We start from the raw sequence: 22,123 nt of genomic DNA, 5'->3' as shown, positions 1-22,123 counted from the left end.
CGAGACCGTCAGGTCGCCTCCCGAAACGGCGCCGTCGTGTTATCGCGACGGCGCCGTTTTTGTTCAGGATGCCTCAGGCTGCTCTCGGCCGGCTCCGCCGAGCCGGCGATCGCGTCCGCTACTCCGTCACCGACAGCGGCTGCGGATTTGGCGATCAGCCCCTTGATTTCCATCGCCGATTTCGCTGAGCGCTGTGAAGGTTCGTGAGGATGCATGAGCGATCCGCAACTGTTCGAAGCATATCAGATACTTTTTAGTATGCAGATGCTATTTGGTATGTTAACGAAGATCCAGTGCGGTTAGGGGGTGAAGCGTTGCTGCGCCGACCTGAGGGAGGGCTACGATTTCTACGATTGCGATCTCGGTCACGGGGGACTCTCCGCATCCTTTGCCTGGACGCGGCTAGCCCACTTCATTCCCTGGTTCCTCCGGCATCGGACATCGATCACTGCTCCATCGAAGCAGGCTTGGTTTTCATTGAAAGGAAATTCTAAATGGACGTACGCGCCGCCGTGGCCACGCAGGCCGGAAAACCGCTGGAAGTGATGACCGTGCAGCTCGACGGCCCGAAGGCCGGCGAAGTGCTGGTTGAGGTCAAGGCGACCGGCATCTGCCACACCGACGATTTCACCCTGTCGGGCGCCGATCCGGAAGGCCTGTTCCCGGCCATTCTCGGTCATGAGGGTGCCGGTATCGTCGTCGACGTCGGCCCCGGTGTCACCTCGGTCAAGAAGGGCGACCACGTCATTCCGCTCTATACGCCGGAATGCCGCGAATGTTATTCCTGCCTGTCGCGCAAGACCAATCTCTGCACCGCCATCCGCTCGACCCAGGGCCAGGGGCTGATGCCGGACGGCACCTCGCGCTTCTCGATCGGCAAGGACAAGATCCACCACTATATGGGCTGCTCGACCTTCGCCAATTACACCGTGCTGCCGGAGATCGCCCTTGCCAAGGTCAATCCCGACGCTCCCTTCGACAAGATCTGCTACATCGGCTGCGGCGTGACGACCGGCATCGGCGCGGTGATCAACACCGCCAAGGTCGAGATCGGCGCCACCGCCATCGTCTTCGGTCTCGGCGGCATCGGCCTCAACGTGCTGCAGGGCTTGCGCCTGGCCGGCGCCGACATGATCATCGGCGTCGACATCAATCCTGAGCGCAAGGCCTGGGGCGAGAAGTTCGGCATGACGCATTTCGTCAATCCGAAGGAGGTCGGCGACGACATCGTGCCCTATCTCGTCAACATGACGAAGCGGGGTGGCGACCTGATCGGCGGCGCCGACTATACGTTCGACTGCACCGGCAACACCAAGGTGATGCGCCAGGCGCTGGAAGCATCGCACCGCGGCTGGGGCAAATCGATCATCATCGGCGTTGCCGGCGCCGGCCAGGAGATCTCCACCCGTCCGTTCCAGCTGGTGACCGGCCGCAACTGGATGGGCACCGCCTTCGGCGGCGCACGCGGCCGCACCGACGTGCCGAAGATCGTCGACTGGTACATGCAGGGCAAGATCCAGATCGACCCGATGATCACCCACACCATGCCGCTCGAAGACATCAACAAGGGCTTCGAGATGATGCACAAGGGTGAAAGCATCCGCGGCGTGGTGGTGTACTGACGCAAATTTCCAAACGGAATGCGGCGAAGGTTTTCATTGGTTCGGCTTCGGCCGGACCGAAACCCAGCGTCGCGTCGGATCAGTCACTTTCATATTTTAAGGGAGGGATACGTGCTAATAGGGTCGCCTCGAGAGAGGCTGGAAAGAGAGGCGCGCGTTGCAATGACGCCTGACAGCGCCGCCCAGCTTCAGAAACTCGGATATCAATGTGCCATCGAAACTGGCGCCGGCAAACTTGCGGGCTTCTCCGACGATGCCTACCGTGCTGCCGGGGTAACGGTTGTCGACAGCGCCGAAGCGCTCTTTGCGAGCGCCGACGTAATCGCCAAGGTGCGCCCGCCGGAGTCAAGCGAAGTGGCGAGGCTTTCGAGCGGCAAGACGCTGATCTCGTTCTTCTATCCGGCACAGAACAAGGACCTCCTGGACCAAACGAAAGCGACTGGCGCCAACGTGATCGCCATGGATATGGTGCCGCGCATCTCGCGCGCCCAAAAGATGGACGCGCTCTCCTCCATGGCCAATATTGCCGGTTATCGCGCCGTGATCGAGGCCGGAAATAACTTCGGCCGCTTCTTTACCGGTCAGGTGACCGCCGCCGGCAAGATCCCGCCGGCCAAGGTCCTGGTCATCGGCGCGGGCGTCGCCGGTCTTGCCGCGGTCGGCACCAGCGTTTCGCTCGGCGCCATCACCTATGCTTTCGACGTGCGGCCGGAAGTCGCCGAGCAGATCGAATCCATGGGCGCGGAATTCGTCTTCCTCGACTTCGACGAACAGCAGCAGGACGGTGCTGCGACGGGCGGCTATGCCGCGCCCTCCTCGCCCGAGTTTAGCGCGGCACAACTGAAGAAGTTCCGCGAAATCGCCACTGACATCGACATCGTCATCACGACGGCGCTGATCCCGGGCCGCGACGCGCCGAAGCTCTGGCTTGCCGACATGGTAGCCACGATGAAGCCCGGTTCGGTGGTCGTCGACCTTGCCGCCGAGCGCGGCGGCAATTGCGACCTGACCGTCCCAGAGCAGAAAATCATATCCGACAACGGCGTCACCATCGTCGGCTACACCGACTTCCCAAGCCGCATGGCCGCACAGTCGTCGACGCTCTATTCGACCAACGTCCGCCACATGATGACGGACCTGACCCCAAATAGGGATGGCGTCATCGTCCACAACATGGAAGACGACGTGATCCGCGGTGCAACGATCGCTTTGAAGGGCGAGATCACCTATCCGCCGCCACCGCCAAAGATCCAGGCGATTGCCGCCCAGAAACCCAAGGAAAAGCCCAAGCAGCTGACGCCTGAAGAAAAGAAGGCCGCTGAGGCCGCCGGCTTCAGGTCTGCGACGCGAAACCAGGTCGGGCTTCTGATCGTTGGCGGTCTGCTGATGCTCCTCATCGGCGCTTTTGCACCGCCGGTGTTCATGGGCCATTTCATCGTCTTCGCACTCGCCTGCTTCGTTGGCTTCCAGGTGATCTGGGGCGTCTCGCACTCGCTGCATACGCCGCTCATGGCAATCACGAACGCCATCTCCGGCATCATCATCATTGGAGCGGTCCTGCAGATTACCGCTGGCGGTTGGCTGGTGACGGCGCTTGCCGCCATTTCCGTGGCGATCGCAACGATCAACATCGTCGGCGGGTTCATGGTGACACGCCGCATGCTGAACATGTTCCAGAAGTCCTGACCGGGTCGAGGGAGAATTGACAATGTCTATCGGTATCCAGACCGCGGCCTATATCGCAGCCTCGGTTCTCTTCATCCTCGCGCTTGGCGGTCTTTCGGGCCAGGAAAACGCAAAGCGCGCCGTGTGGTACGGTATCGTCGGCATGGCGATCGCCGTCATTGCGACGATCTTCGGGCCGGGCGTCGGGCTTTCGGCGGTACTCATCGTCATGCTCGTGATCGGCGCGGTCGTCGGGGCGGTCATGGCGCGGCGGGTCGAAATGACCGGCATGCCGCAACTCGTGGCGGCGCTTCACTCCTTCGTCGGCCTCGCCGCCGTCTTGATCGGCCTCAATTCCGATATAACGGCGCATGAATTCACTGCGCATGCCGAGCAGATCATCCACGAGGTGGAAATCTTCCTCGGGGTCTTCATCGGTGCTGTGACCTTCACCGGTTCGATTATCGCCTATGGCAAGCTCTCAGGCCGCATCGGCGGCAAGGCGCTGGTCTTGCCCGGCCGCCATGCCTTCAACATCGCGACGGTCGCCACCTCCTTCGTCCTCATGCTGCTCTACATGAACGGCGCGGGCTCATGGACGCTCTATCTGATGACGCTGATTGCCTTCGTCATCGGCGCCCATCTCGTCATGGCGATCGGCGGGGCCGACATGCCGGTCGTGGTTTCCATGCTTAACTCCTATTCGGGCTGGGCGGCTGCAGCGACCGGCTTCCTGCTTGGAAACGACCTTCTGATCGTTACCGGCGCGTTGGTCGGCTCCTCCGGCGCAATCCTCTCCTACATCATGTGCAAGGCAATGAACCGGCAGTTCCTGTCCGTGATCCTCGGCGGTTTCGGCAATGCCTCTGGCCCGGCGATGGCTGTCGAGGGCGAACAGGTTGCGATCGACGCTGAAGGCGCTGCGGCGGCCCTCAACGATGCCGATTCGGTCATCATCGTTCCCGGTTACGGCATGGCGGTTGCGCAGGCGCAGAGTGCCGTCTCCGAGCTCACCCGCAAGCTACGTGCGACCGGCAAGGACGTACGCTTCGCCATTCATCCCGTCGCTGGACGCCTGCCCGGCCACATGAATGTGCTTCTGGCCGAAGCAAAGGTGCCCTACGACATCGTTCTGGAAATGGACGAAATCAACGAGGATTTTTCGAACACGGACGTCGTCATCGTCATCGGCTCCAACGACATCGTCAATCCCGCAGCACAGGAAGATCCGAATTCGCCGATATCAGGCATGCCGGTTCTGGAAGTTTGGAAGGCCAAGCAGGTCTTTGTGTCCAAGCGCGGCCAAGGCACCGGTTACTCCGGCATCGAGAACCCGCTGTTCTACAAAGAAAACACCCGGATGTACTACGGCGACGCGAAGGACTCGATCAACAAGCTGCTGCCGATAATCAACTGATCTCCGCTCCAGGAGGGAGGAGTCTCGCCTACCTGGCGACTACCCTCCCCCAGGCAGACTGCGGATCCCATCGGCTCGCATGCGAGGGCCATACGTACGGCTCGCTATTCATCATTTCAGGTGCGGTGACCTCCAGCAAGCCGCAACCGATACCAAGACTATCTTGATCGGCGTTCGGACGATTCAAACCTTTGTCCGCGGCAGCTTTTGCTGATCCGTGCTGCGCCGGTTCCTGGGCCCCAGCTGGCCGCGACCAACAGTTGATCACCAAAAGAAGCCGCAGACCTTTGAATTCCTCACTTGGAATTGTTCACCCGTGCATCCGATACCGCGCCGGTTCAAGGCAGGCCTTTTTGTTGTTCTTTGCCGATCGATATGCTTGCCTCATCGCCGAGGTGTTCAACATGAAACTTGCTCACTTAAACTTGGTTGCGCGAAACGCCGAAGCGCTCGCATCCTTCTACGTAAATGTCTTGAGGTGCGAGCACCTTCGGGCACCCAAGGTCTTGTCGGGAGAAATAGTGTCGCGAGGCAATGGGATTGCCAACTCAGAAATATACTCGATCTGGCTCAAGTTCCCCGAACTCGACACTCGAAATACACGAACACAAAGTCACGTTTGATAGAGAGCAGCCGAGAGTGAATGAACCGGGTTTCGGTCACCTGTCGTTCCAGACACCAGATATCGGCAGTATGCTGTCGGAAATCACTCGAGCGGGTGGCGCGCAGATTGGCGAAATCACGGATTTCGGGACGGCGGAAAAGCCATTTCTCATCGCCTACGCACGCGATCCCGAGGGAAATGTCCTTGAGCTTGAGCAGACCTGATCGTCAGGTCTACCCGGGCGTCGTCCAGCCGCCCGGGATGTTCGGTAGATTGACGTGCGACATCCTAACACTCTAGTCTTCGGGCGCAATTCCGATCACGATGCCGCTGAGCGTTTCATCGAACGGTATCTGACAGGAAAGCCGGGAGTTCTCCTGGCGGTAGTCAGATCCCTCGAGCAACTCGGTCTCATCGATTGAGGCAACCGGCAAACTGGCGCTGCCCGGCAACTGCTCGACATACACATGACAGGTGGCGCAGGACAGGCAGCCGCCACACATCGCCAAAAGCTCTTCAAGTCCTGCGTTCCGGATATTCTCCATGAGCGAGGCGCCTACCCGTCCGTCGAAGCTATGGATCTCTCCGTCCCGGGTCCGCACTGATATGGTAGCCATTTTTCTTCCACCTTTCCTACGCCTGCACCGCCTTACGACGTGACGAGGTCGATTTCCTTGAGATGTCTCGATGTGTCCGCCAAAGCGGCGGCATCGATCCTTGCCGCGCTGTCGACAAGCTTTCGCCCCTGCACGTAATCGCGCGGCGAATTGATGCAGTCGAGGGCGAGAACCGCCCCGTTCTTCAGATAGATGACACTGAAGCTTCGGGAGGCCGGATCTCCTCTCGTGACGACACTGTCGAAGCCGTAATTGAGGCCGACCGTCTGCATTTTCAGATCGTACTGATTGGACCAGAACCACGGCGTTGCATCGTATTCCTTGAACTGGTTGCAGATCGCTTTGGCAGCGGTGGTCGCCTGATCGGTCGCGTTCTGCACAGACTCAATGCGGATGCCCGGGCCATTTTCCAAGCGGGCGCAGTCCCCGACGCAATAGATGTTCGGCAGCGACGTGCGGCAAAACCGATCGACATCAACACCGTTGGCGCCCTTGGCTCCCGCCGCGATCAGCGGATCGACCGACGGGATAATGCCAATTCCGACGACCACGATGTCGGCTGCAATCGTCTCCCCGGATGCAAGTGCGACATTCGACACGCGGCCGTTGACGCCCTCCAAGGAAGCGACATTGCTGTTGAGGCGGATGTCGACGCCGCGCGCCCGATGCTCGTTTTCGTAAAAGCGAGATATCGGCTCTCCAGCCACACGGGCCAGCACACGGTCAAGTGCCTCAACCAAGGTCACCTCCTTGCCGATCTCCCGGAACACTGCGGCCGCTTCCAAGCCGACGTACCCGCCGCCGATGATCACGATCCTTTGCGCATCGGGAAGAACATCGAGCAGTGCGTCGCAATCCGCCTTGCTGCGGATGTAGAAAACGCCTGTCAGGTCTTTGCCGGGGCAGGTAAGCTTCCGCGGATCGCCCCCCGCGGCCCAGACCAGCTGGCCGTAGGAGAAAGATTCACCGCGATCGGTCATCACGGTGCGAGCCGTGGGATCGACCACGCTCACATGCCGCCCAAGCAACAATTCCACCTCACGCGCGCCCCAGAAATCCTGGGGCCGCAGATGCATCCTGTCGAATGTCTTCTTGCCCGCCAGATAGTCTTTCGAAAGCGAGGGGCGGTCGTAAGGCACTTCCGGCTCAGCGCCGATCAGCGCGATGCTTCCCTTAAAGCCGGACTGCCTGAGTGCGGCCGCCGTCTGCGATCCGCCATGTCCGCCGCCTACGATCACGCAGTCGAAAGATCGGGTGAGGTTGTCGGGCTTCATCTCACGACTTTCTTTCAGCGCCGATGAGGACGAAGCACATCGTGGCAGGCCTGTCGCCCTTATTGCGCCAGGCATGGCGGGTGCCGCACTGGATCACGACGTCGCCCTGCTTCAGCAAGGTTTCAGCGCCATCGTCGAGTTCGAGCCAGATCTCGCCGTCGAGCACGATGTCATAGTCGACCGTATGGGTGGTGTGCATGCCCGGCGCGTCAGGTTCGAAAGCGTGGATCAGGCCGGGTATGTGGACTACCTGCTCCTCGAAGGCGGAGGCGGGATTGACGGCCGCGAACACCGAATCCGGCGGGAAGACGACGATCATGAGTTTCGTCGCGCCGGGTTCAGGCGTGATCAGGATTTGCGGTGGGGCCTGCTCCGAATGATCCTGCGGAAGGGCGGGTTTGGCGGCTGTGGCGTAAAGAACCGAGGTCAAATGTCCCGGCACAGAATCGTAGGCGTGGGCGTTGGGCGTCGGGCCGTCGCTGACAAACACCGACTTCCCGTCCCTGATACCCGTGACGACGCGGCGAGGAATGCGCAGTTCAGTAGCCCTATTCATAGATCAGGCCTTTCGCTTCGAGCTGCGGACGCATGTTGTTGATGTCGAGGCTGAGCTTGCCGGTCTCGTAGAGGCCTCGCTTCTCATCTTCCATCTGTTGCCGCCTGACGGCCTTCTCGAGCACCTGAGCTGCCTCGCCGCGCTTGACGACGCAGACCCCGTCGTCATCGGCGACGATGACGTCGCCCGGCTCGATGTAGGCGCCGGCACAGACCACGGGCACCTGAACGTTCGCCAACGTTTCCTTGACGGTGCCCTGGGCTGATATGGCCTTCGCCCATACCGGAAACTCCATCGCACGAAGATCGGCTACGTCGCGTACGCCGGCGTCGGTCACCAGGCCGAGAATCCCTCGCGCCTTGCAGGAGGTGGCGAGCAGGTCGCCGAAATAGCCGTCGGTGCATGGTGAGGTCGGTGCAACAACCAGGATGTCCCCCGGCTGGGCCATCTCCAGCGCCACATGAATCATCCAGTTGTCTCCGGGCGGAACCTCGCAGGTTAGCGCCGTGCCACCGATGCGCGCGCCGTCGATTACCGGACGCAGGTGCGGGGCCAGCAGCCCTTTCCGTCCCTGAGCTTCATGAACCGTGGCGACGCCGAGCTTACCCAGCGCCTCGCATATTTCGCGGACCGTCCGCGGGGTCTTTGTCATTACTTTCATCGAAAATCTCCTGGTGTGACCATGGAACGCGCCTCAACAGATCGCTTAGCTGGATGCAGCTTCGAGGAGACCGCGATCGAACACGTCCCCCGCTAGAGGTCTGGCGGCTTCGTCAAGCAGGTTCGCGCGGATCATAAGGTCGATGGTGGTGTCCATCGCAGCTTGTGGAATGGACAGGTCACTGGGCCACATACCCATGTCGCGCATATAGCGAAGCCCATGTGACGCCAGATCGATATCCTCCTTCGTCGTGATCCGCTGGAAAATTGGCAGCGTGACACCGTCCCGACCGGGATCGTTGGTGATCGCATAGGCATCGATGAGCGCCCGCAGGAAACGGACAACGTTGTCGCGGTTGCCGTCCAGCCAGCTCTTGCGGCCGATGACGGCGGCGAAGACGATTTCAGGGATGATGTCGTTGATCTCGCCGATCAGGTTAAAGCCGTCCCGCTCGGCCAGGAAATTCCAGGGGGCCGGCTGCGGCGCGCAGTCGATCTCCCCTGCCTGGAGTGCTTCCCAGCGCTTGGTGTGGATGCCGGCGAGCTGGAATTCATAGTCGCCTGGATAATGCAGCCCATCCTTGGCGAGCAGCATCTGCGTATAGATCGCGGTGCCTTCGGTGAGCGACGACGTGCCGACCTTCTTGCCCTTGAGATCCTTGATCGACTTGATCGAAGGCTGGGCGACGAGCGACATCGGCAGGCGGTTCGAGTTCGAAGCGATCACACGCAGTTCGCCACCCTTGACGAAGTCGGAAACCGCGCCTTCCGGCGGCGTGATGGCGAGATCTGCTTCACCCTCGAGTACGGCGCTGGTCGCCTTGTCGACGGTACCCATCTTTTTGTATTCGATGGACAGCCCATGCTTGGCGAAAATACCGAGTTCTTCGGCCACGAAAATCGGTAGCCAGTTGAACCCTTGCGCCCCGCCTGCGAGGCTCAGATGTTGGCTCGAAGCCATTTCATTTCTCCCTGATAGTTGCGAGGCTTCAAAGGCCGCGCTCGCGTAGTCTCTTGTCCAACAGTGGGTAGACTCGCCGCGCGTTTCCTTCGAAGACCGCATGTCTCTGGTCGTCGTCGAGCGCGAGCTGATCGATGTATCTCTTGGTGTCGTCGAACGGATGCCCGGTCTCGGGATCGATCGCCTTGACTGCGCCGAGCAACTCCGAGCCGAAAAGGATGTTCTTGACGTCGACGACGTTGAATAGCGTATCGATGCCAGCCTGATGGTAGACGCAGGTGTCGAAGAACAGGTTGTTCATGAGATGCGTGTCGAGGCTGGGCTTTTCGAGCATGATCGACAGTCCGCGGTAACGGCCCCAATGGTAAGGGGCAGCTCCGCCGCCGTGCGGGATGATCAGTTTGAGTTCCGGGTGACGCTCGAACAGATCTCCCTGGATGAGCTGCATGAATACCGCGGTGTCGGCGTTGATGTAGTGCGCTCCCGTCATGTGAAGGCAGCGTTCGCAGGAGCTTGACACGTGGATCATCGCGGGAACCTGGAGGGCGACCATGGCCTTCCACATCGGGTCCCACCACGGATCGTAAATCGGCGGCGCGCTCCAGCGTCCGCCAGACGGATCAGGATTGAGGTTGCAGCCGACGAAGCCGTTACCGACGCAACGTTCCAATTCGTCGATGACAGCGGAAAGGTCGCCGTCGACCGTCTGCGGAAGCTGACAGACAGCGGCGAAATTGTCGGGAAACATGTCGACGATGCGGCCGACATTGTCGTTCGACAAACGCGACCACTCCTTGGCGACTGCCACGCCTGGAACGTGATGGCCCATGCCGGAAGCACGCGGGCTTAAGAGCGTCACGTGCGAACCGCGCTCGCGCTGTATCTTCAGCTGGTTCGCTTCGATGATGTCATGGAGTTGCTTGTCCGGAATGCCCGGATAGATGGGCTGCTCGAAGGATTTGCCTTCCGCATAAGCGACCTGCGCCGTCCGGAAGGCATGATGCTCCGGCGGTTCCGTCGTGAAGTGGCCGTGGCAGTCGATGATGAGCGACATTAGGCGTTCCACTTCGCCGGAAGATCGGAAATGCCGCGGAACCGCCAACCCTTGCCCTTCATCTCGCGCGCGGGGTCCAGCCGGAGGTCGGGCAATTGCCGGAATACCTCCGCCAGTGCGATCTCGCCCATCGCCCTCGACAGGAAATGGCCGGAACAGAAGTGCGGGCGGAAGCCGAAGGACAGGTGCTGTTTCTTCTTGCGGAACATGTCGAAGCTGTCGGCGTCTTCGAAGCGGGTCGCGTCGCGGTTGGCGGAGCCCATGACGATCGCCACAGACGCTCCTTGCGGAATGACAGTTCCCGCGAGCTCGAAATCTTCTCTGGCGACGCGCGGCGTGACGCCGATCGGAGCGATCCAGCGGAGACCCTCGTCGAAGGCGCGCATGGCGTTTTCCTGCGGCTGCTCCGCCATGACCTTCGCTTGACCGGCATTTGTAAGAAGACCGGCGCAGGCGTTCGCTGCCGCGTGGCCCGGCTCCTGCAGGCCGCCGAGGATGATGACGCGCATGGTGGGCGAAATTTCCTCCCAGCTGCGGACCTCGCCTTTGGGCATGCCTCCGTACATGACGTGGCTCAGAAGCGAATTGTTGGGCTTGGAAAGGCAGGCTTGGTAAAGATCGCCCATCTGCCTGTCGATGTCGGCAAGCGCATCGTCGAGCCGCTTCCAGATTGCCGCGTCGTTGCCGACATTCTGCAGGCCGAGCGCCATCGCATGGAACCACTCGACGAGGGTCTCGTTGGGGGTTTCCGTCAGGCCGATGACGTCGCCGATGCAGCGCACCGAGATCGGCTCGAAGAGTTCGACCGTGAGGTTCGCTTCTCCATTCTTCTTGATGGAGTCGATATAACGCCGCACGACCGGGCGCGTCAGACCTTCAACGAACGAGCGCACGCGCTCCTGCGTAAGGTTCTGATCGATGCCTTCGCGAAGGCATTGATGGTCCTCGCCGGACATCGTCAGGACGTTCGGCATGCCCATCACGCGGGCTTCCGGCCGGTCAGTCGATCCTGACGGTCCGAACACCTTGTCGTTGCCGCCGACGGTGCGGCAATCGTCGAACCGAGTGATGAAATATTCCTTCGTTCCCTCGAAGAAGGCCACGGGCTGCTCTGCCCGCAGACGCGCGTAAACGGGATACGGATCCCGGTAGAGGTTATCGCCCGTCAGTTCGGTGTGTGATCCCGTCATTGATTTCCTCCCATGCCCCCTTGGGGGAGCTGTCGCCAATCTAGCCGCCACGGTCTCCAGCCGGACGGTACGTGGACGTTTCGGGGAAGTAATCGAGTGCGATTAACACTTGACATACCGAAACGTCTTCGGATACTGATAGGTATCCAAAGCGGGATGAGCTGTCAACAACAGAAATCGACAGATCGAGGAGAAGCCGCTTCAGGAGGGAGGAATAAAGTGAACGACAGCAGCATCGAAGAGGTGCGCCCGGTGCTCCAGGCGCGGGATGTTTCCGTGCAGTTTGGCGGCGTGAAAGCGCTGACAGAGGTGTCGCTTTCCGTAAGGCCGGGTGAAATCTGTGGGCTGATCGGGCCGAACGGCGCCGGAAAATCGACCTTTCTCAACGCGGCAACCCGCCTCGTAAACTACGCAACTGGATCGATCATGCTCGACGGCCAGCCGCTCGAAGGCGTAGAAACGCGCGACATGATTGGAAAGGGCGTCGCACGGACGTTTCAGAATCTGGGCATCTACGCTTCGATGACGGTTCTCGAGAACGTCATGTTGGGTGCCCATCACCGGCTTGGCGGAAATTTCGCTAAGGCGATCTTCGCACCGTCCCACGCAAGAGTGCTGGAGCGGTCTACGCGTGAAAAATCAATGGCGGTGCTCGAGGAGGTCGGCATGGCGAACCTCGCCGCACGCGCGGCCGGCTCGCTGCCCTATCCCCTGCAGAAACGGATGGAAATCGCCCGGGCGCTTGCCGCGGAGCCGAAAATACTCCTGCTCGACGAACCCGCCGGCGGGCTGACCCACGGCGAGGTCCACGAATTCGGCGCGCTCGTCGACGGGATAAGGCGCAGACACAATCTCTCCATCCTCCTTATCGAGCATCACATGGGTTTGGTGATGAGCCTTTGCGACCGGATCGTCGTCTTCCACCTCGGCCGCAACCTTGCCGAGGGAACTCCTGCCGAAATCAAGTCAAACGATGCGGTGATCGCCGCCTACCTCGGGAAATCGGCATGACCCTTCTGGCTATCAAAGATCTGTCCGTTTTCTACGGCAAGACGCAGGCACTGTTTGACTGTTCGTTCTCAGTTGATGAAGGCGAGTTCGTTGCCCTGCTCGGCGCAAACGGCGCCGGCAAGACGACGCTGCTGCGCGCAGTCTCTGGCCTCCTGCCCTTCAAGGGCTCGGTTTCCTATGCCGGCAAAGCGCTCGACAAGATCTCCGCCCAGACGCGCCTTGCCCTCGGTGTTGCACACATACCGCAAGGTCGCGGCACATTCACGGAGTTTACCGTGGAGGAAAACCTGTCGCTCGGCGCCACGATCGTGGCCAGCCGCTCGCAGGTGAGGCAAGACAAGGAACGCTGGTACGAGACGTTTCCCAGATTGCGGGAACGGCGCAACCAACTCGCCGGAAACCTCAGCGGCGGCGAACAGCAGATGCTCGCCGTGGCTCGGGCTCTGATGTCCAGGCCGAAACTGCTGATGTGCGATGAACCATCTCTCGGACTGGCGCCGTCGATCACGCAGGAAATCCTGGCGATCTTCAAGTCCCTGAACAAAGAGGCCGGCATGACTTTGCTCGTGGTCGAACAGAACGTCGACATCACCCTTCAATACGCCGACAGGGCCTTTGTCATCGAAGCTGGCCAGATCGTCGCGAGCGGTGCGGCAAGCGATCTGATCGGCAACGAAGACATCAAGAAATCATATCTGGGAGTCGCCTGATGAGTTTTTTCTTCCAGCTCGTCGTCAGCGGCTTGACCACGGGCGCCATCTACGCGGCGCTGGCGCTGGCGCTGGTCTTGATTTTCAGGGCGACGAATGTCGTCAATTTCGGCCAGGGCGAGATGGCGACATTCTCGTCCTATGGCGCCTGGCAACTGATGCAGTGGGGCGTGCCGCTCTGGCTCGCCGTTCTCGCGAGCCTCGTGGCGGCATTCGCCATCGGGATCGTGACATTCCGCCTGATCATCCGACCGATGATGGACGCTCCCGTGGAAGCGACCGTCGTCATCACGCTAGGCATCCTCGTGCTATTCCAGGCCGCCTGCATGTGGATTTGGGGGGCGGAACAGCTTTCCTTCCCAAGCCTTTTTCCGGGTGGCGGCTTTAGCATCGGCGACGTCCGCGTGCTTGCCTCTGCCGTCGGGACACTGGCAATCCTCCTGGCGATTGCCTTGGCGATGGGTTTTGTCTTCCGCTTCACCAAGCTCGGCCTGTCGATGCGCGCAGCTGCCTTCGATCGTACACGCAGCGTTCTCGTTGGTGTCGATGTCGAACGAATGCTGATGCTCGGCTGGGGCTTCGCCGCCGTCATCGGGGCACTCGCCGCGATCCTGATTGCGCCCCGCCTGTTCCTTAGCCCGACGATGATGACACCGATCCTGTTCTATGCCCTGGCGGCTGCAACGCTCGGTGGCTGGGATAGTCCGCTCGGCGCCATCGTCGGCGGTCTCGCGGTCGGTGTCGCCGAAAGCCTGGGGGCAAGCTACCTCCCGTTCATCGGAGCCGACATGCGTATCGCGGTCCCGATCGCGCTGACGTTGACCATCTTGCTCGTGAAGCCCGTCGGCCTGTTCGGCTCCTACAAGGTGACAAAACTATGAGAGACATTTCCCTCTCAACCGCGATCAAGCTTGGTGTCTTCGCAATTGTCGCGATATCGATCCCGGTCTTCGCCCCGGCCTACGCACTCCAGCAAGTGGCCATAGCGATCGCCTATACAATTGCGATCCTGGGTCTGAACCTTCTGATGGGATATGCCGGGCAGATTTGCCTTGCCCAAGGAACACTGTTCGGCGTTGGCGCCTATGTTACCGCCATCCTGAACGCGACCTACGGCATTTCCCCACTGGCCACGCTACCGGCCGCGGCTGCGGTCGCCGCCGCCATCGGCCTGGTGATCGGCCTTCCGGCGCTCAGGCTCCAAGGTCTGCAGCTGGCCATCGTCACTTTCGGTATCGCGGCGGCATTCCCGCAGTTGCTCCTCAAGATGGGAAGCCTGACCGGTGGCGTATCCGGGCTTCCCGTCGATGCTCCCGAAACGCCTGATTTCTTGGCGGATGTTCCGGAGCTTTGGCTATACCTGATCTCGCTCGCCTGTGCCGGCGTCGGTGCATTGCTCGTCTCCCGAATGCTGTTCGGCGACGCCGGTCGCGCTCTGAGGGCACAGCGCGACAACCCTCAGATTGCCCTGGCGCTTGGCGTGAACCTGACGCGCACCCGGCTCTGGGCGTTCGCGATCAGCTCGGCGCTCGCGGGACTGGGCGGTGGGGTGTTCGCGATCGTCAGCGGCTTCATCAGCCCGGAGTCTTTCCTGGCGATCCTGTCGATCAACATCGTGATCGGCAGCATTGTCGGCGGCGTCACCAGCATCGTCGGCGCATTTGTCGGCGGCCTGTTCATGGTTTTCGTACCGAGTTGGGCATCCGATATCAACCTGAGCTTAGGCAACCTAATTTACGGCCTCGCGCTGATCCTCATCATGATGGTCGCACGCAACGGGGTGACTGGTTTCATCGAAAAATGGCTTTCGGTGATTTTTCGGAGGTCGGCTGGCTGAGAGCCCGCCATTGAGCTGGGAGGAACTGAAATGAGACTGATCTCTATACTGAAGGGCTGCACGATGCAGCTGGCGGCGGCAGCGTTGTTTGTCGCTTCCCACGCTAGCGCCGCGGAACCGTCACCGGGCGTCACCGATGACACGATCAAGGTCGGCGTGACCGGACCTTTGACCGGTCCGGTCGCGGTCGTTGGCGGCGTCGCCGAGGGCATCAGGGCGCGTGTCGAACAGGCCAACGCCGAAGGCGGCGTCAAGATGGGCGACGGCAAGACACGCAAGATAGAACTCGTCATCGAGGACGATGGCCTTGATCCGCAACGCACGTTGGCGAATGTCCGCAAGATGGTGGAAAAGGACAAGGTCTTCGCCTTGGTCGGCACGGCTGCCACCCCGAACAACCTCGCGATCGGACGCTACATCACCCAGAAGAAGGTGCCGAACGTCTTCATGTATTCCGGGGTTATTTCCCTGAACGCTCCGGAGTGGGAAGTTGGGTTCGTGCCGTCCTTCTCGACGGAAGCGGACGCGTTTGCCGAATATCTCGCTATGAACAAGCCCGACGCCAAGGTCGCGTTCCTGTATCTGAACACGGAAACGGGCCAAACATTCATGAAGGCATTCGACCGCGCGATCGAGGGTTCGGCGATTAGAGTGGTCGAACGTCAACCTGTGACATCACAAGACCCCACTGTAGAAACCCAGCTCAATACGCTGAGGGCCTCCGGCGCCAACACGCTCGTCATCATCGCCGCGCCTCGCCAAGGCGGCGAGGCCATCCGCTTCCAGTCCGAAAGCGGCTGGAAGCCGTTGACCCTGGTCACAAATCTTTCGTCTTCGTATCCGGTCCTTCAGTCCGTTGGCCTGGAAAATGCCAAGGGTATCATCACCTCAGACTTCCTGAAGCCGATCATCAGCGACCGGAAGTCCAGTGACGAGGGCATCAACCGATACCTCGATGCCATCAAGTCGGCCAAAGTGAACTTTGTCTTCGCCAACACGATCGGCCAAACCGGTTATTCGATCGGCGACCTGCTCATCCAGTCACTTGAAAAGCTAAAGGAGCCGACCCGCGAGGAACTGATGAAGGTCGTCCACAATATGGACGGCTGGCGGAGCCCGCTGCTTTTCGACGGCATCAAGGTGACAACCAAGGAGGGCTCCGACATCTTTCCGATCGAGGCGCTCCAACTTTACCAGTTCGATGGGCAACAATATAATCCGGTCGGCGGGGTATTGCATTTTGAAGGAGATACGCACGAGTGAGCGTTACGTTCGCTTCGCGCGCACCATGGCGCCGACCCCTGTCTTCGCCAGTCGGTATCCAAATTGGGCCGCAGGGGACGGTGCGCTTCATTAGCTGTTGAGCGAATACAGCCGTTCCGGCCTTTGCTAAGACCGGAACGGCCATTTCTTGAAAGCGGCAGCTAACGTGTAGCCACCGATCTGGTTGGAGGAGATCAGCATCGATCCCATTGCGCCGTGAGGCCGGCGAAGCGGACCGACTAACAAGCCAGGAAAACGTAGCCCAACGCTTTTCGGTGCCGCCCGCTTACTTCGGCGCTCCCCGCCTGACCAGCTGACGGCAGGATCTGTATACGCGTGGGCGCTCGTGCTGCTGCTCGCTGGTCTGGTCATTTCAGAATTCGGAAGACGATCTGCTCCAGCTCAGGAGGGGTTTCTGCGGTAGATGCGCCAATCGGCGGTCTCCCGCACGAGGTCATAGTGTCGGGCTATATAGTGCGCATAGATGTCCCGCATGCCGTCTCCGGTCCAGATTTCTATGGGCCACTTCGGGTCGAGGATCAGGTCCACGTCGGCGAACATCTCTTTCGCGGCTGGATGATACTCAGGCCCAAGAGTGCGTCCCCAATGATACCAGACGCTATCTCCGGCCGGCGGCGTGAGACGGAGGCCGGCAGAAAACGGATTAACGAAATCCAGAACGGCAACACGCTTAGACCCGGCATCCAACTGCGAAAGGGCGGCCGAGGCGTCGGCAAGTGTACGGTTGTAACGTTGGAAATATTCGAATTGGCCGGCACTCCACATCTCAACAAGCCGAACCCCGGAAAAGGCAGGCAGCGGAACAGCTTCGCCTCGTCCGCCGGCCGAATAATAGGCATGAACGGCAAGCGACGCAGCATTGCCGACCGCAGCCGGCATGAGCAGAAATGCTACGAGCAGCGGCAGGGCGATCCGCGCTCTTGCATACCGAGAGCGAAGCTCGTCGCGAAAGAGACTTTCCGACAGCACGGCAGCGCTCGCGCCCAGCGTCAGAATCCCAAAGAATTGGAAGTTCTGCTCGATAAGGAGGATTCCTGATGTCATGCAGAAGGCGACAAAGAGCAGATGCCGATAGGTTGGTGTCAGGATGAGAAGGATGACGGCGACAGCCAGGTAAGCAAGAAGGTCGGCGAAATTATTCCGTACCACGTGACCGATAGCCGTCATCGTCGGGAGGCCGCCGCTGTTCTTCCCGGCAAGACTGATGTCGAGGAGGTAGCTGACCCCTCCGCCCCAGACCATCTCAATCGCCAGGATGCTAGCGGCGACGATCCCAAACGCGAGCGCCACCCAGCCGGCCTGGCGACGGTCAAAAAGCATGAACACCAGAAAAGCAAGGCCCACGACACCATAGGTGATCTTGGTGTAAAGCATCAGCAGCACGAGGAAGCTGGCGCATGCGGCGTCCGCGCCTTTGCCGCTGGTGGCGCCAGGCAAGCGGCACAGATACATAACCAGCAGCAAGCCGAGTGACGCCCAGCCGATCCGGTTGTAAAACATGGCAAAGCTGAGCTCCCCGATCCGCTCGCCCGGGTTTGCAGGTACCGCAAGCACCAGAAGCAGACAGCTTGCCAGCAGCAGCCCGAGCGGCCAATGCATTCGGCTGCCGACGATTTCGGCGGCGACGAGCGAAAATAAGAGGATCAGCAGGGACAGTCCCACTGGCATTGCCGCACCCATGCTACCGGACAGAGCGTAGCCGACAGCCGGGATATAGAATGTCAGCGGCCCGAGAGGTGTGTGGAAATCAACGTTCGGCACCTGTCCCGCCGCGATCCGATGTGCGCCATCCAGAAAGACGAATAGATCGTTGACGTATTTGGTTGTGACCGTTGCGCCCGGCAGTGCGAGGAGTCCGGCAAGAAACAATCCGATGCAGGGGACAATGGCACGCCACCAGTTCAACTGAACAGTCGGTCGCGCTGTACCTTTCTCCCGTATCGACGTCGATGCTTGCGTCACCGTGCCTCACTTTGCGCCTTTGCCTGGGCGCCACTGATAAATCGTCCATTCGGATGTCTTCCGCACCACATCGAAATTCGCCGAAAGGAACGGGCCATACAGCTCCTGCAACGGCAGGCTGTTGATGCCTGTTTTGGGCACCATGACGATCTTCACGTCGGCAAAGAGCACCTCCGGCGGGATGTAGGATCTTTCATTGATGTTGCGGTTCCAGTGAAGCCAGGCGGTGTCGCCGGCGGGCGGGCGAATGCCGAATCCGGCCGAAAACGGGTTTGCGAAATCGAGGACGAAAACCCGTTCGGCTGGAACCGGCAGAGACTGGAGAAGCGCGCCACCGCTGACAATGCCATCGAGGTAGCGCCTTATGAAATCGGGCTCCCCGCCAGGTGGATCGACTTCCCGGACATCGTCAAATCGCGGCAGCCCGAGAGACTTCCCCGCCTTCTCGGTCGCGAGAGCCGTATGCAGGGCGACGGCCGCGCTGTGCTGCACGATCGGAGGCAACAGGAACAAGATGACGATCAGCGGCAGGGCGCCGGCAGCACGAGCCAAGCCTCCTGCTCGTCCGCCTTCATTGTCCGGTTGAAGCCAGGCCGTCTTCTGCGCCAGCACGGTTGCCCCGCAATAGAGCGTGATGATGCCCCAGCTGTGGGCGTTCTGATTGATGAGCGCCACGCCGGCGCCGATGCAAAAGCTACAGAAGACAAGATCTTTCAAGCTGCGGCTTTGCCAGGCGGCGAGCGAAGCAACGGCAGCGAACACGGCGAGATCGGACATATTTTCGCGCAGATTTTTCAGAATGCTGCCGACATCATGACCGCCGCTGACGCGCGCCGCCGCCCGCAGATCCTCAATGTGCTGGGCAGTTCCGCGCCAGAAGAACTCGATGGCGACCATCGCCAGTCCTGTCAGCAGCAGAGCCATCACGCCCCAGCGGCGTTGTTGCCGATCCGATAGAATGATCAGGATCAGACCGGTTCCGGCAAGGCCGTAGGTCACCTTGGTATAGAACGAGACAAGCAGAAGAAAGGCGGCCGCGAGAGCATCGGCAATATTATTGCGCCTGTTTGGCGACTGCGGCGCCAGATACATCACCAACAACAGGCCGAGAGCGACCCAACCGATGCGGTTATAGAACATCGCGAAGGAAGGATACCAGATCGAACTGCCGAGATTGATCGGAGCCGCGAGAATGAGAACAAGGAATATGCCGAGTGCGGCAGCCAACGAAGGTGCGAGGCGCGACGCAAGAATGCGGATCATCGCGGGGATGAAAGCGACGAGGACGATCGCCATCCCAAGTGGTATGGCAGCTCCGAAATTTCCTGACAGAAGATATCCCGCAGCCGGAATGTAAAATACGAGTGGCCCGAGCGCCGTGTGGAAATCGCGGTTCGGCACCTGACCAAAGGCGATGCGATGCGCACCGTCGATAAAGATCAGCACGTCATTGATGAAAGCGGCATTGATGGTCCTGCCCGGCAGTGCCAGCATGGCCGCACAGGCCAAGGCGACGACGATGATTGCGAGTTCCGCCGACAGCAATCGCCGTATCCAGACCGCAGGTCGCCTGTGGGCACTACCTCTCGCTCCGATGGCGTAGGCGGCCTGATTTGTGGGTTCCGTCACAGCCGCAACCTCTTGAAGATGGACTCTGGGATTGACCGGATTACCGTCATCAGCGGACGCCAGACCGCTCTGACGTAGACGACGTCACTGCGGCTCCCGCCCTCGGCGGCCGCGAAAATCTTTTGCGCCACCTCCTGCGGTTCGGCCGTGAGAAGCGGCGGAAGCTTCATCCCATCGGTCATCCGCGTGCGAACAAAGCCGGGCTTCACCGTCAGCACGCGCACGCCGGACCGGAACAGCCTGTTCCTCAGGCCGGACAGGAAGGCGGTCAGGCCGGCTTTGGCGGCGCCATAGACATAGTTCGACGCTCGTCCGCGATCGCCGGCGACAGAGCTTGTCCCCACGATCGTGCCCGATCCGCGCGCCGCGAAACGCTCGGCCAGAAGACCAAGAAGCAAAGCCGGACCCTCGAAGTTGGTCCGCATGACCATGGCGGCATATTCGAGCTCTTGTTCAGCCCGCGACTGCTCACCCAGTTCGCCGACGACGCAGACCACCGTGTCGGGTAAGGGCGATACGGCGCCGAGGAAGGCCTCGAAGCGCGTGGTCTGCAGGATATCGAGCTCATGAACGCTGACCGCTGCTCCAGTCCGAGCGGCGATGTCGTCGGCTTCACGTTGAACGGCCGCGCGCGTCCGTCCTGCCAAATGAATGGCCCAGCCTGCCTCGGCATAGACAATTGCCGTCGCCCGACCAATATCCGAGGTCGCGCCGATCATGAGCAGTGTCTTGCCGGTCCCCTTCATATGCCGAGCCTTTTTGCCAAGCGGGAATTGAAGCGACGATCGGCCCCGGTTGCTCTTCGCAGCTCTTTGAACGCGTCCAGTCTGGGGTAGCCGGATTCGAATGTAAGGCGCGACTGGCGCGCATCCTTGGCGAGATAGAGGCGCCCCCCTGCATTGACAACCAGCTCGTCGATTTCGTCGAGCAGCCTCAACACGTCCTGCGTGGCTGGGAGGTCGAGTGCGAGCGTATAGCCCGGCGCAGCAAAGGAGAGCAGACCAGCACTGCCTCGCAGCCGTTTGAGAACGGCAAGAAATGAACCTTTGCCCGAGTGCGCAAAACGGTCGAGGATGCTCGCGAGAACCTGGAGCGCGTCAGCATCCGGCACCACGCATTGATGCTGGAGAAAGCCTCCTTTGCCGTACAATCTGTTCCATCGAAGGATGCGGTCGAGAGGGAAGAAGTAATTATCCCAATGGACCAACAAGGGCTTGGCCGACTTGCGAATACCGGACCGGAAATAGAGCTCATTGAAGGCGGCAACGCTCGCCCTGTTCAGGAGCCAACCGGGCATATCGAGCGGCAAGGAAAGGGCCGCGCTGGTTGGCGAAGGAAAACGATCGGCCTTCGGCGTCTCACCGACCTGCTCCTGTGTTGCGTGCTCGCCCGCAAAAATCAGCGACCGTCCGAGAGAAGCGCCTTTCGACAGGCAATCGATCCAAGCCACCGAATAGGTCGCGTCCTCCGATTGCCGCAGCGCCCTCAATGCTTCGCCGAGATTCTCGGCTACGGTCGTCTTCTGGGTGATCCAACCGGTCTCGATCGGCCTCAAGCGAAAGCTTGCTTCGGCAATGATGCCTGTCAGGCCCATCCCGCCGATAGTCGCTGAAAAAAGCTCCGTATTCTGCGAGCGGCTACAGGTGAGGATCTCGCCGCTGGCGGTCACCAACTTCAGTTCGTCGACGTGATCGCCGAATCCACCATGGCAATGATGGTTCTTGCCGTGAACGTCTGATGCGACCATTCCGCCGATCGTGACGAACTTCGTGCCCGGAACCACCGGCGGAAAATAGCCGCGGGGCACCAGCGAACGCAGGACGTCGGAAAGCATGACGCCCCCCTCTACGGTGAGGACGCGATCGGTAGCATCGAACCTTTTCATCCGGTTCAATCCACCACACATCAAGGTGGAATGCTCGCCGATCGCAGCGTCACCATAGGAGCGGCCATTGCCGCGAGCGATCAAACCTGGGTGCGATGCTGCAATCCCGCTCAGGGCCTCCGGAAACCGGCAGTTCAACACCTCGCTCTCATGACGCGGATAACGTCCCCAGCCCTCCATCGTCC

21 protein-coding genes are annotated in these 22,123 nt (G+C 60.5%); 9 read left to right on the top strand and 12 right to left on the bottom strand.

Annotated elements, in window-relative coordinates; all coding sequences use genetic code 11:
* Window positions 1-8: 8 nt before the first annotated feature.
* Window positions 9-173 (bottom strand): hypothetical protein, encoded by a 165-nt coding sequence (locus tag MHI61_RS29910; protein ID WP_239793067.1) that lies wholly within the window; start codon window positions 171-173, stop codon window positions 9-11.
* Between the two features lie 321 nt (window positions 174-494).
* On the opposite strand from MHI61_RS29910, the gene MHI61_RS29905 reads away from it, so the two are divergent.
* From MHI61_RS29905 to MHI61_RS29890, 4 genes are all read left to right on the top strand, one after another.
* Complete coding sequence (locus MHI61_RS29905; RefSeq protein ID WP_239792215.1) at window positions 495-1,622, top strand: S-(hydroxymethyl)glutathione dehydrogenase/class III alcohol dehydrogenase; 1,128 nt, start codon at window positions 495-497, stop codon at window positions 1,620-1,622.
* A 111-nt stretch (window positions 1,623-1,733) separates the two neighbouring features.
* Window positions 1,734-3,308 carry a Re/Si-specific NAD(P)(+) transhydrogenase subunit alpha gene (locus tag MHI61_RS29900; protein ID WP_239793066.1) on the top strand — a complete coding sequence of 525 codons (1,575 nt, stop codon included), beginning with the start codon at window positions 1,734-1,736 and terminating at the stop codon, window positions 3,306-3,308.
* A gap of 22 nt (window positions 3,309-3,330) precedes the next feature.
* Entirely contained in the window at window positions 3,331-4,704 is a 1,374-nt protein-coding gene (gene pntB / locus MHI61_RS29895) for a Re/Si-specific NAD(P)(+) transhydrogenase subunit beta (RefSeq protein ID WP_239793065.1), read from the top strand.
* Between the two features lie 639 nt (window positions 4,705-5,343).
* The gene (locus tag MHI61_RS29890) at window positions 5,344-5,532 is read left to right on the top strand and encodes a hypothetical protein (RefSeq protein ID WP_239793064.1); all 189 of its coding nucleotides are present in this window, start codon (window positions 5,344-5,346) and stop codon (window positions 5,530-5,532) included.
* A 72-nt stretch (window positions 5,533-5,604) separates the two neighbouring features.
* Here the strand turns inward: MHI61_RS29890 and MHI61_RS29885 are convergent, their stop codons facing one another.
* From MHI61_RS29885 to MHI61_RS29855, 7 genes are all read right to left on the bottom strand, one after another.
* Complete coding sequence (locus tag MHI61_RS29885; RefSeq protein WP_345774873.1) at window positions 5,605-5,853, bottom strand: ferredoxin; 249 nt, start codon at window positions 5,851-5,853, stop codon at window positions 5,605-5,607.
* Window positions 5,854-5,957: 104 nt separating this feature from the next.
* Complete coding sequence (locus MHI61_RS29880; protein ID WP_239793062.1) at window positions 5,958-7,199, bottom strand: FAD-dependent oxidoreductase; 1,242 nt, start codon at window positions 7,197-7,199, stop codon at window positions 5,958-5,960.
* A gap of 1 nt (window position 7,200) precedes the next feature.
* Window positions 7,201-7,755, bottom strand: a complete 555-nt coding sequence (locus tag MHI61_RS29875) for a cupin domain-containing protein (RefSeq protein ID WP_239793061.1) — start codon at window positions 7,753-7,755, stop codon at window positions 7,201-7,203.
* Window positions 7,748-8,416: a 4-carboxy-4-hydroxy-2-oxoadipate aldolase/oxaloacetate decarboxylase gene (locus MHI61_RS29870; protein ID WP_239793060.1), complete on the bottom strand. Its 669-nt coding sequence runs from the start codon at window positions 8,414-8,416 to the stop codon at window positions 7,748-7,750. The genes MHI61_RS29875 and MHI61_RS29870 overlap by 8 nt, the downstream gene beginning before the upstream one ends.
* A gap of 45 nt (window positions 8,417-8,461) precedes the next feature.
* Window positions 8,462-9,376, bottom strand: coding sequence for an ABC transporter substrate-binding protein (locus MHI61_RS29865; RefSeq protein WP_239793059.1), 915 nt, complete (start codon window positions 9,374-9,376; stop codon window positions 8,462-8,464).
* A gap of 28 nt (window positions 9,377-9,404) precedes the next feature.
* Window positions 9,405-10,430, bottom strand: coding sequence for an amidohydrolase family protein (locus tag MHI61_RS29860; RefSeq protein ID WP_239793058.1), 1,026 nt, complete (start codon window positions 10,428-10,430; stop codon window positions 9,405-9,407).
* On the bottom strand, window positions 10,430-11,620 hold the full coding sequence (locus MHI61_RS29855) for a cytochrome P450 (protein WP_239793057.1): 1,191 nt from the start codon (window positions 11,618-11,620) through the stop codon (window positions 10,430-10,432). Before MHI61_RS29855 ends, MHI61_RS29860 begins: the two co-directional genes overlap by 1 nt.
* A 219-nt stretch (window positions 11,621-11,839) precedes the next feature.
* Between MHI61_RS29855 and MHI61_RS29850 the strand changes: the two genes are divergently transcribed.
* From MHI61_RS29850 to MHI61_RS29830, 5 genes are read left to right on the top strand one after another with little or no spacing between them, the layout of a single operon-like run.
* Window positions 11,840-12,631 (top strand): ABC transporter ATP-binding protein, encoded by a 792-nt coding sequence (locus tag MHI61_RS29850; protein WP_239793056.1) that lies wholly within the window; start codon window positions 11,840-11,842, stop codon window positions 12,629-12,631.
* A complete protein-coding gene (locus MHI61_RS29845) occupies window positions 12,628-13,341 on the top strand; it encodes an ABC transporter ATP-binding protein (RefSeq protein WP_239793055.1) in 714 nt (237 codons plus the stop codon). The genes MHI61_RS29850 and MHI61_RS29845 overlap by 4 nt, the downstream gene beginning before the upstream one ends.
* A complete protein-coding gene (locus MHI61_RS29840; protein ID WP_239793054.1) occupies window positions 13,341-14,222 on the top strand; it encodes a branched-chain amino acid ABC transporter permease in 882 nt (293 codons plus the stop codon). The genes MHI61_RS29845 and MHI61_RS29840 overlap by 1 nt, the downstream gene beginning before the upstream one ends.
* The gene (locus MHI61_RS29835) at window positions 14,219-15,178 is read left to right on the top strand and encodes a branched-chain amino acid ABC transporter permease (RefSeq protein ID WP_239793053.1); all 960 of its coding nucleotides are present in this window, start codon (window positions 14,219-14,221) and stop codon (window positions 15,176-15,178) included. Before MHI61_RS29840 ends, MHI61_RS29835 begins: the two co-directional genes overlap by 4 nt.
* Before the next feature lie 30 nt (window positions 15,179-15,208).
* Complete coding sequence (locus MHI61_RS29830) at window positions 15,209-16,441, top strand: ABC transporter substrate-binding protein (protein WP_239793052.1); 1,233 nt, start codon at window positions 15,209-15,211, stop codon at window positions 16,439-16,441.
* Between the two features lie 402 nt (window positions 16,442-16,843).
* On the opposite strand, the gene MHI61_RS29825 is transcribed toward MHI61_RS29830, so the two are convergent.
* The 4 genes from MHI61_RS29825 to MHI61_RS29810 all read right to left on the bottom strand — a co-directional run bounded on the left by MHI61_RS29825 (window position 16,844) and on the right by MHI61_RS29810 (window position 22,118).
* Window positions 16,844-18,367: a hypothetical protein gene (locus MHI61_RS29825; protein WP_239793051.1), complete on the bottom strand. Its 1,524-nt coding sequence runs from the start codon at window positions 18,365-18,367 to the stop codon at window positions 16,844-16,846.
* Between the two features lie 63 nt (window positions 18,368-18,430).
* Complete coding sequence (locus MHI61_RS29820) at window positions 18,431-19,969, bottom strand: hypothetical protein (RefSeq protein ID WP_239793050.1); 1,539 nt, start codon at window positions 19,967-19,969, stop codon at window positions 18,431-18,433.
* A gap of 80 nt (window positions 19,970-20,049) precedes the next feature.
* Window positions 20,050-20,799 (bottom strand): SDR family oxidoreductase, encoded by a 750-nt coding sequence (locus MHI61_RS29815; protein ID WP_239793049.1) that lies wholly within the window; start codon window positions 20,797-20,799, stop codon window positions 20,050-20,052.
* A complete protein-coding gene (locus tag MHI61_RS29810; protein WP_239793048.1) occupies window positions 20,796-22,118 on the bottom strand; it encodes an FAD-binding oxidoreductase in 1,323 nt (440 codons plus the stop codon). Before MHI61_RS29810 ends, MHI61_RS29815 begins: the two co-directional genes overlap by 4 nt.
* Window positions 22,119-22,123: the final 5 nt, after the last annotated feature.

It is taken from the genome of Rhizobium sp. K102, from assembly GCF_022385315.1.
In the GTDB taxonomy this organism is placed as follows: Bacteria; Pseudomonadota; Alphaproteobacteria; order Rhizobiales; family Rhizobiaceae; genus Rhizobium; species Rhizobium croatiense.
This window is presented reverse-complemented; position numbering and strand designations above follow the sequence as displayed.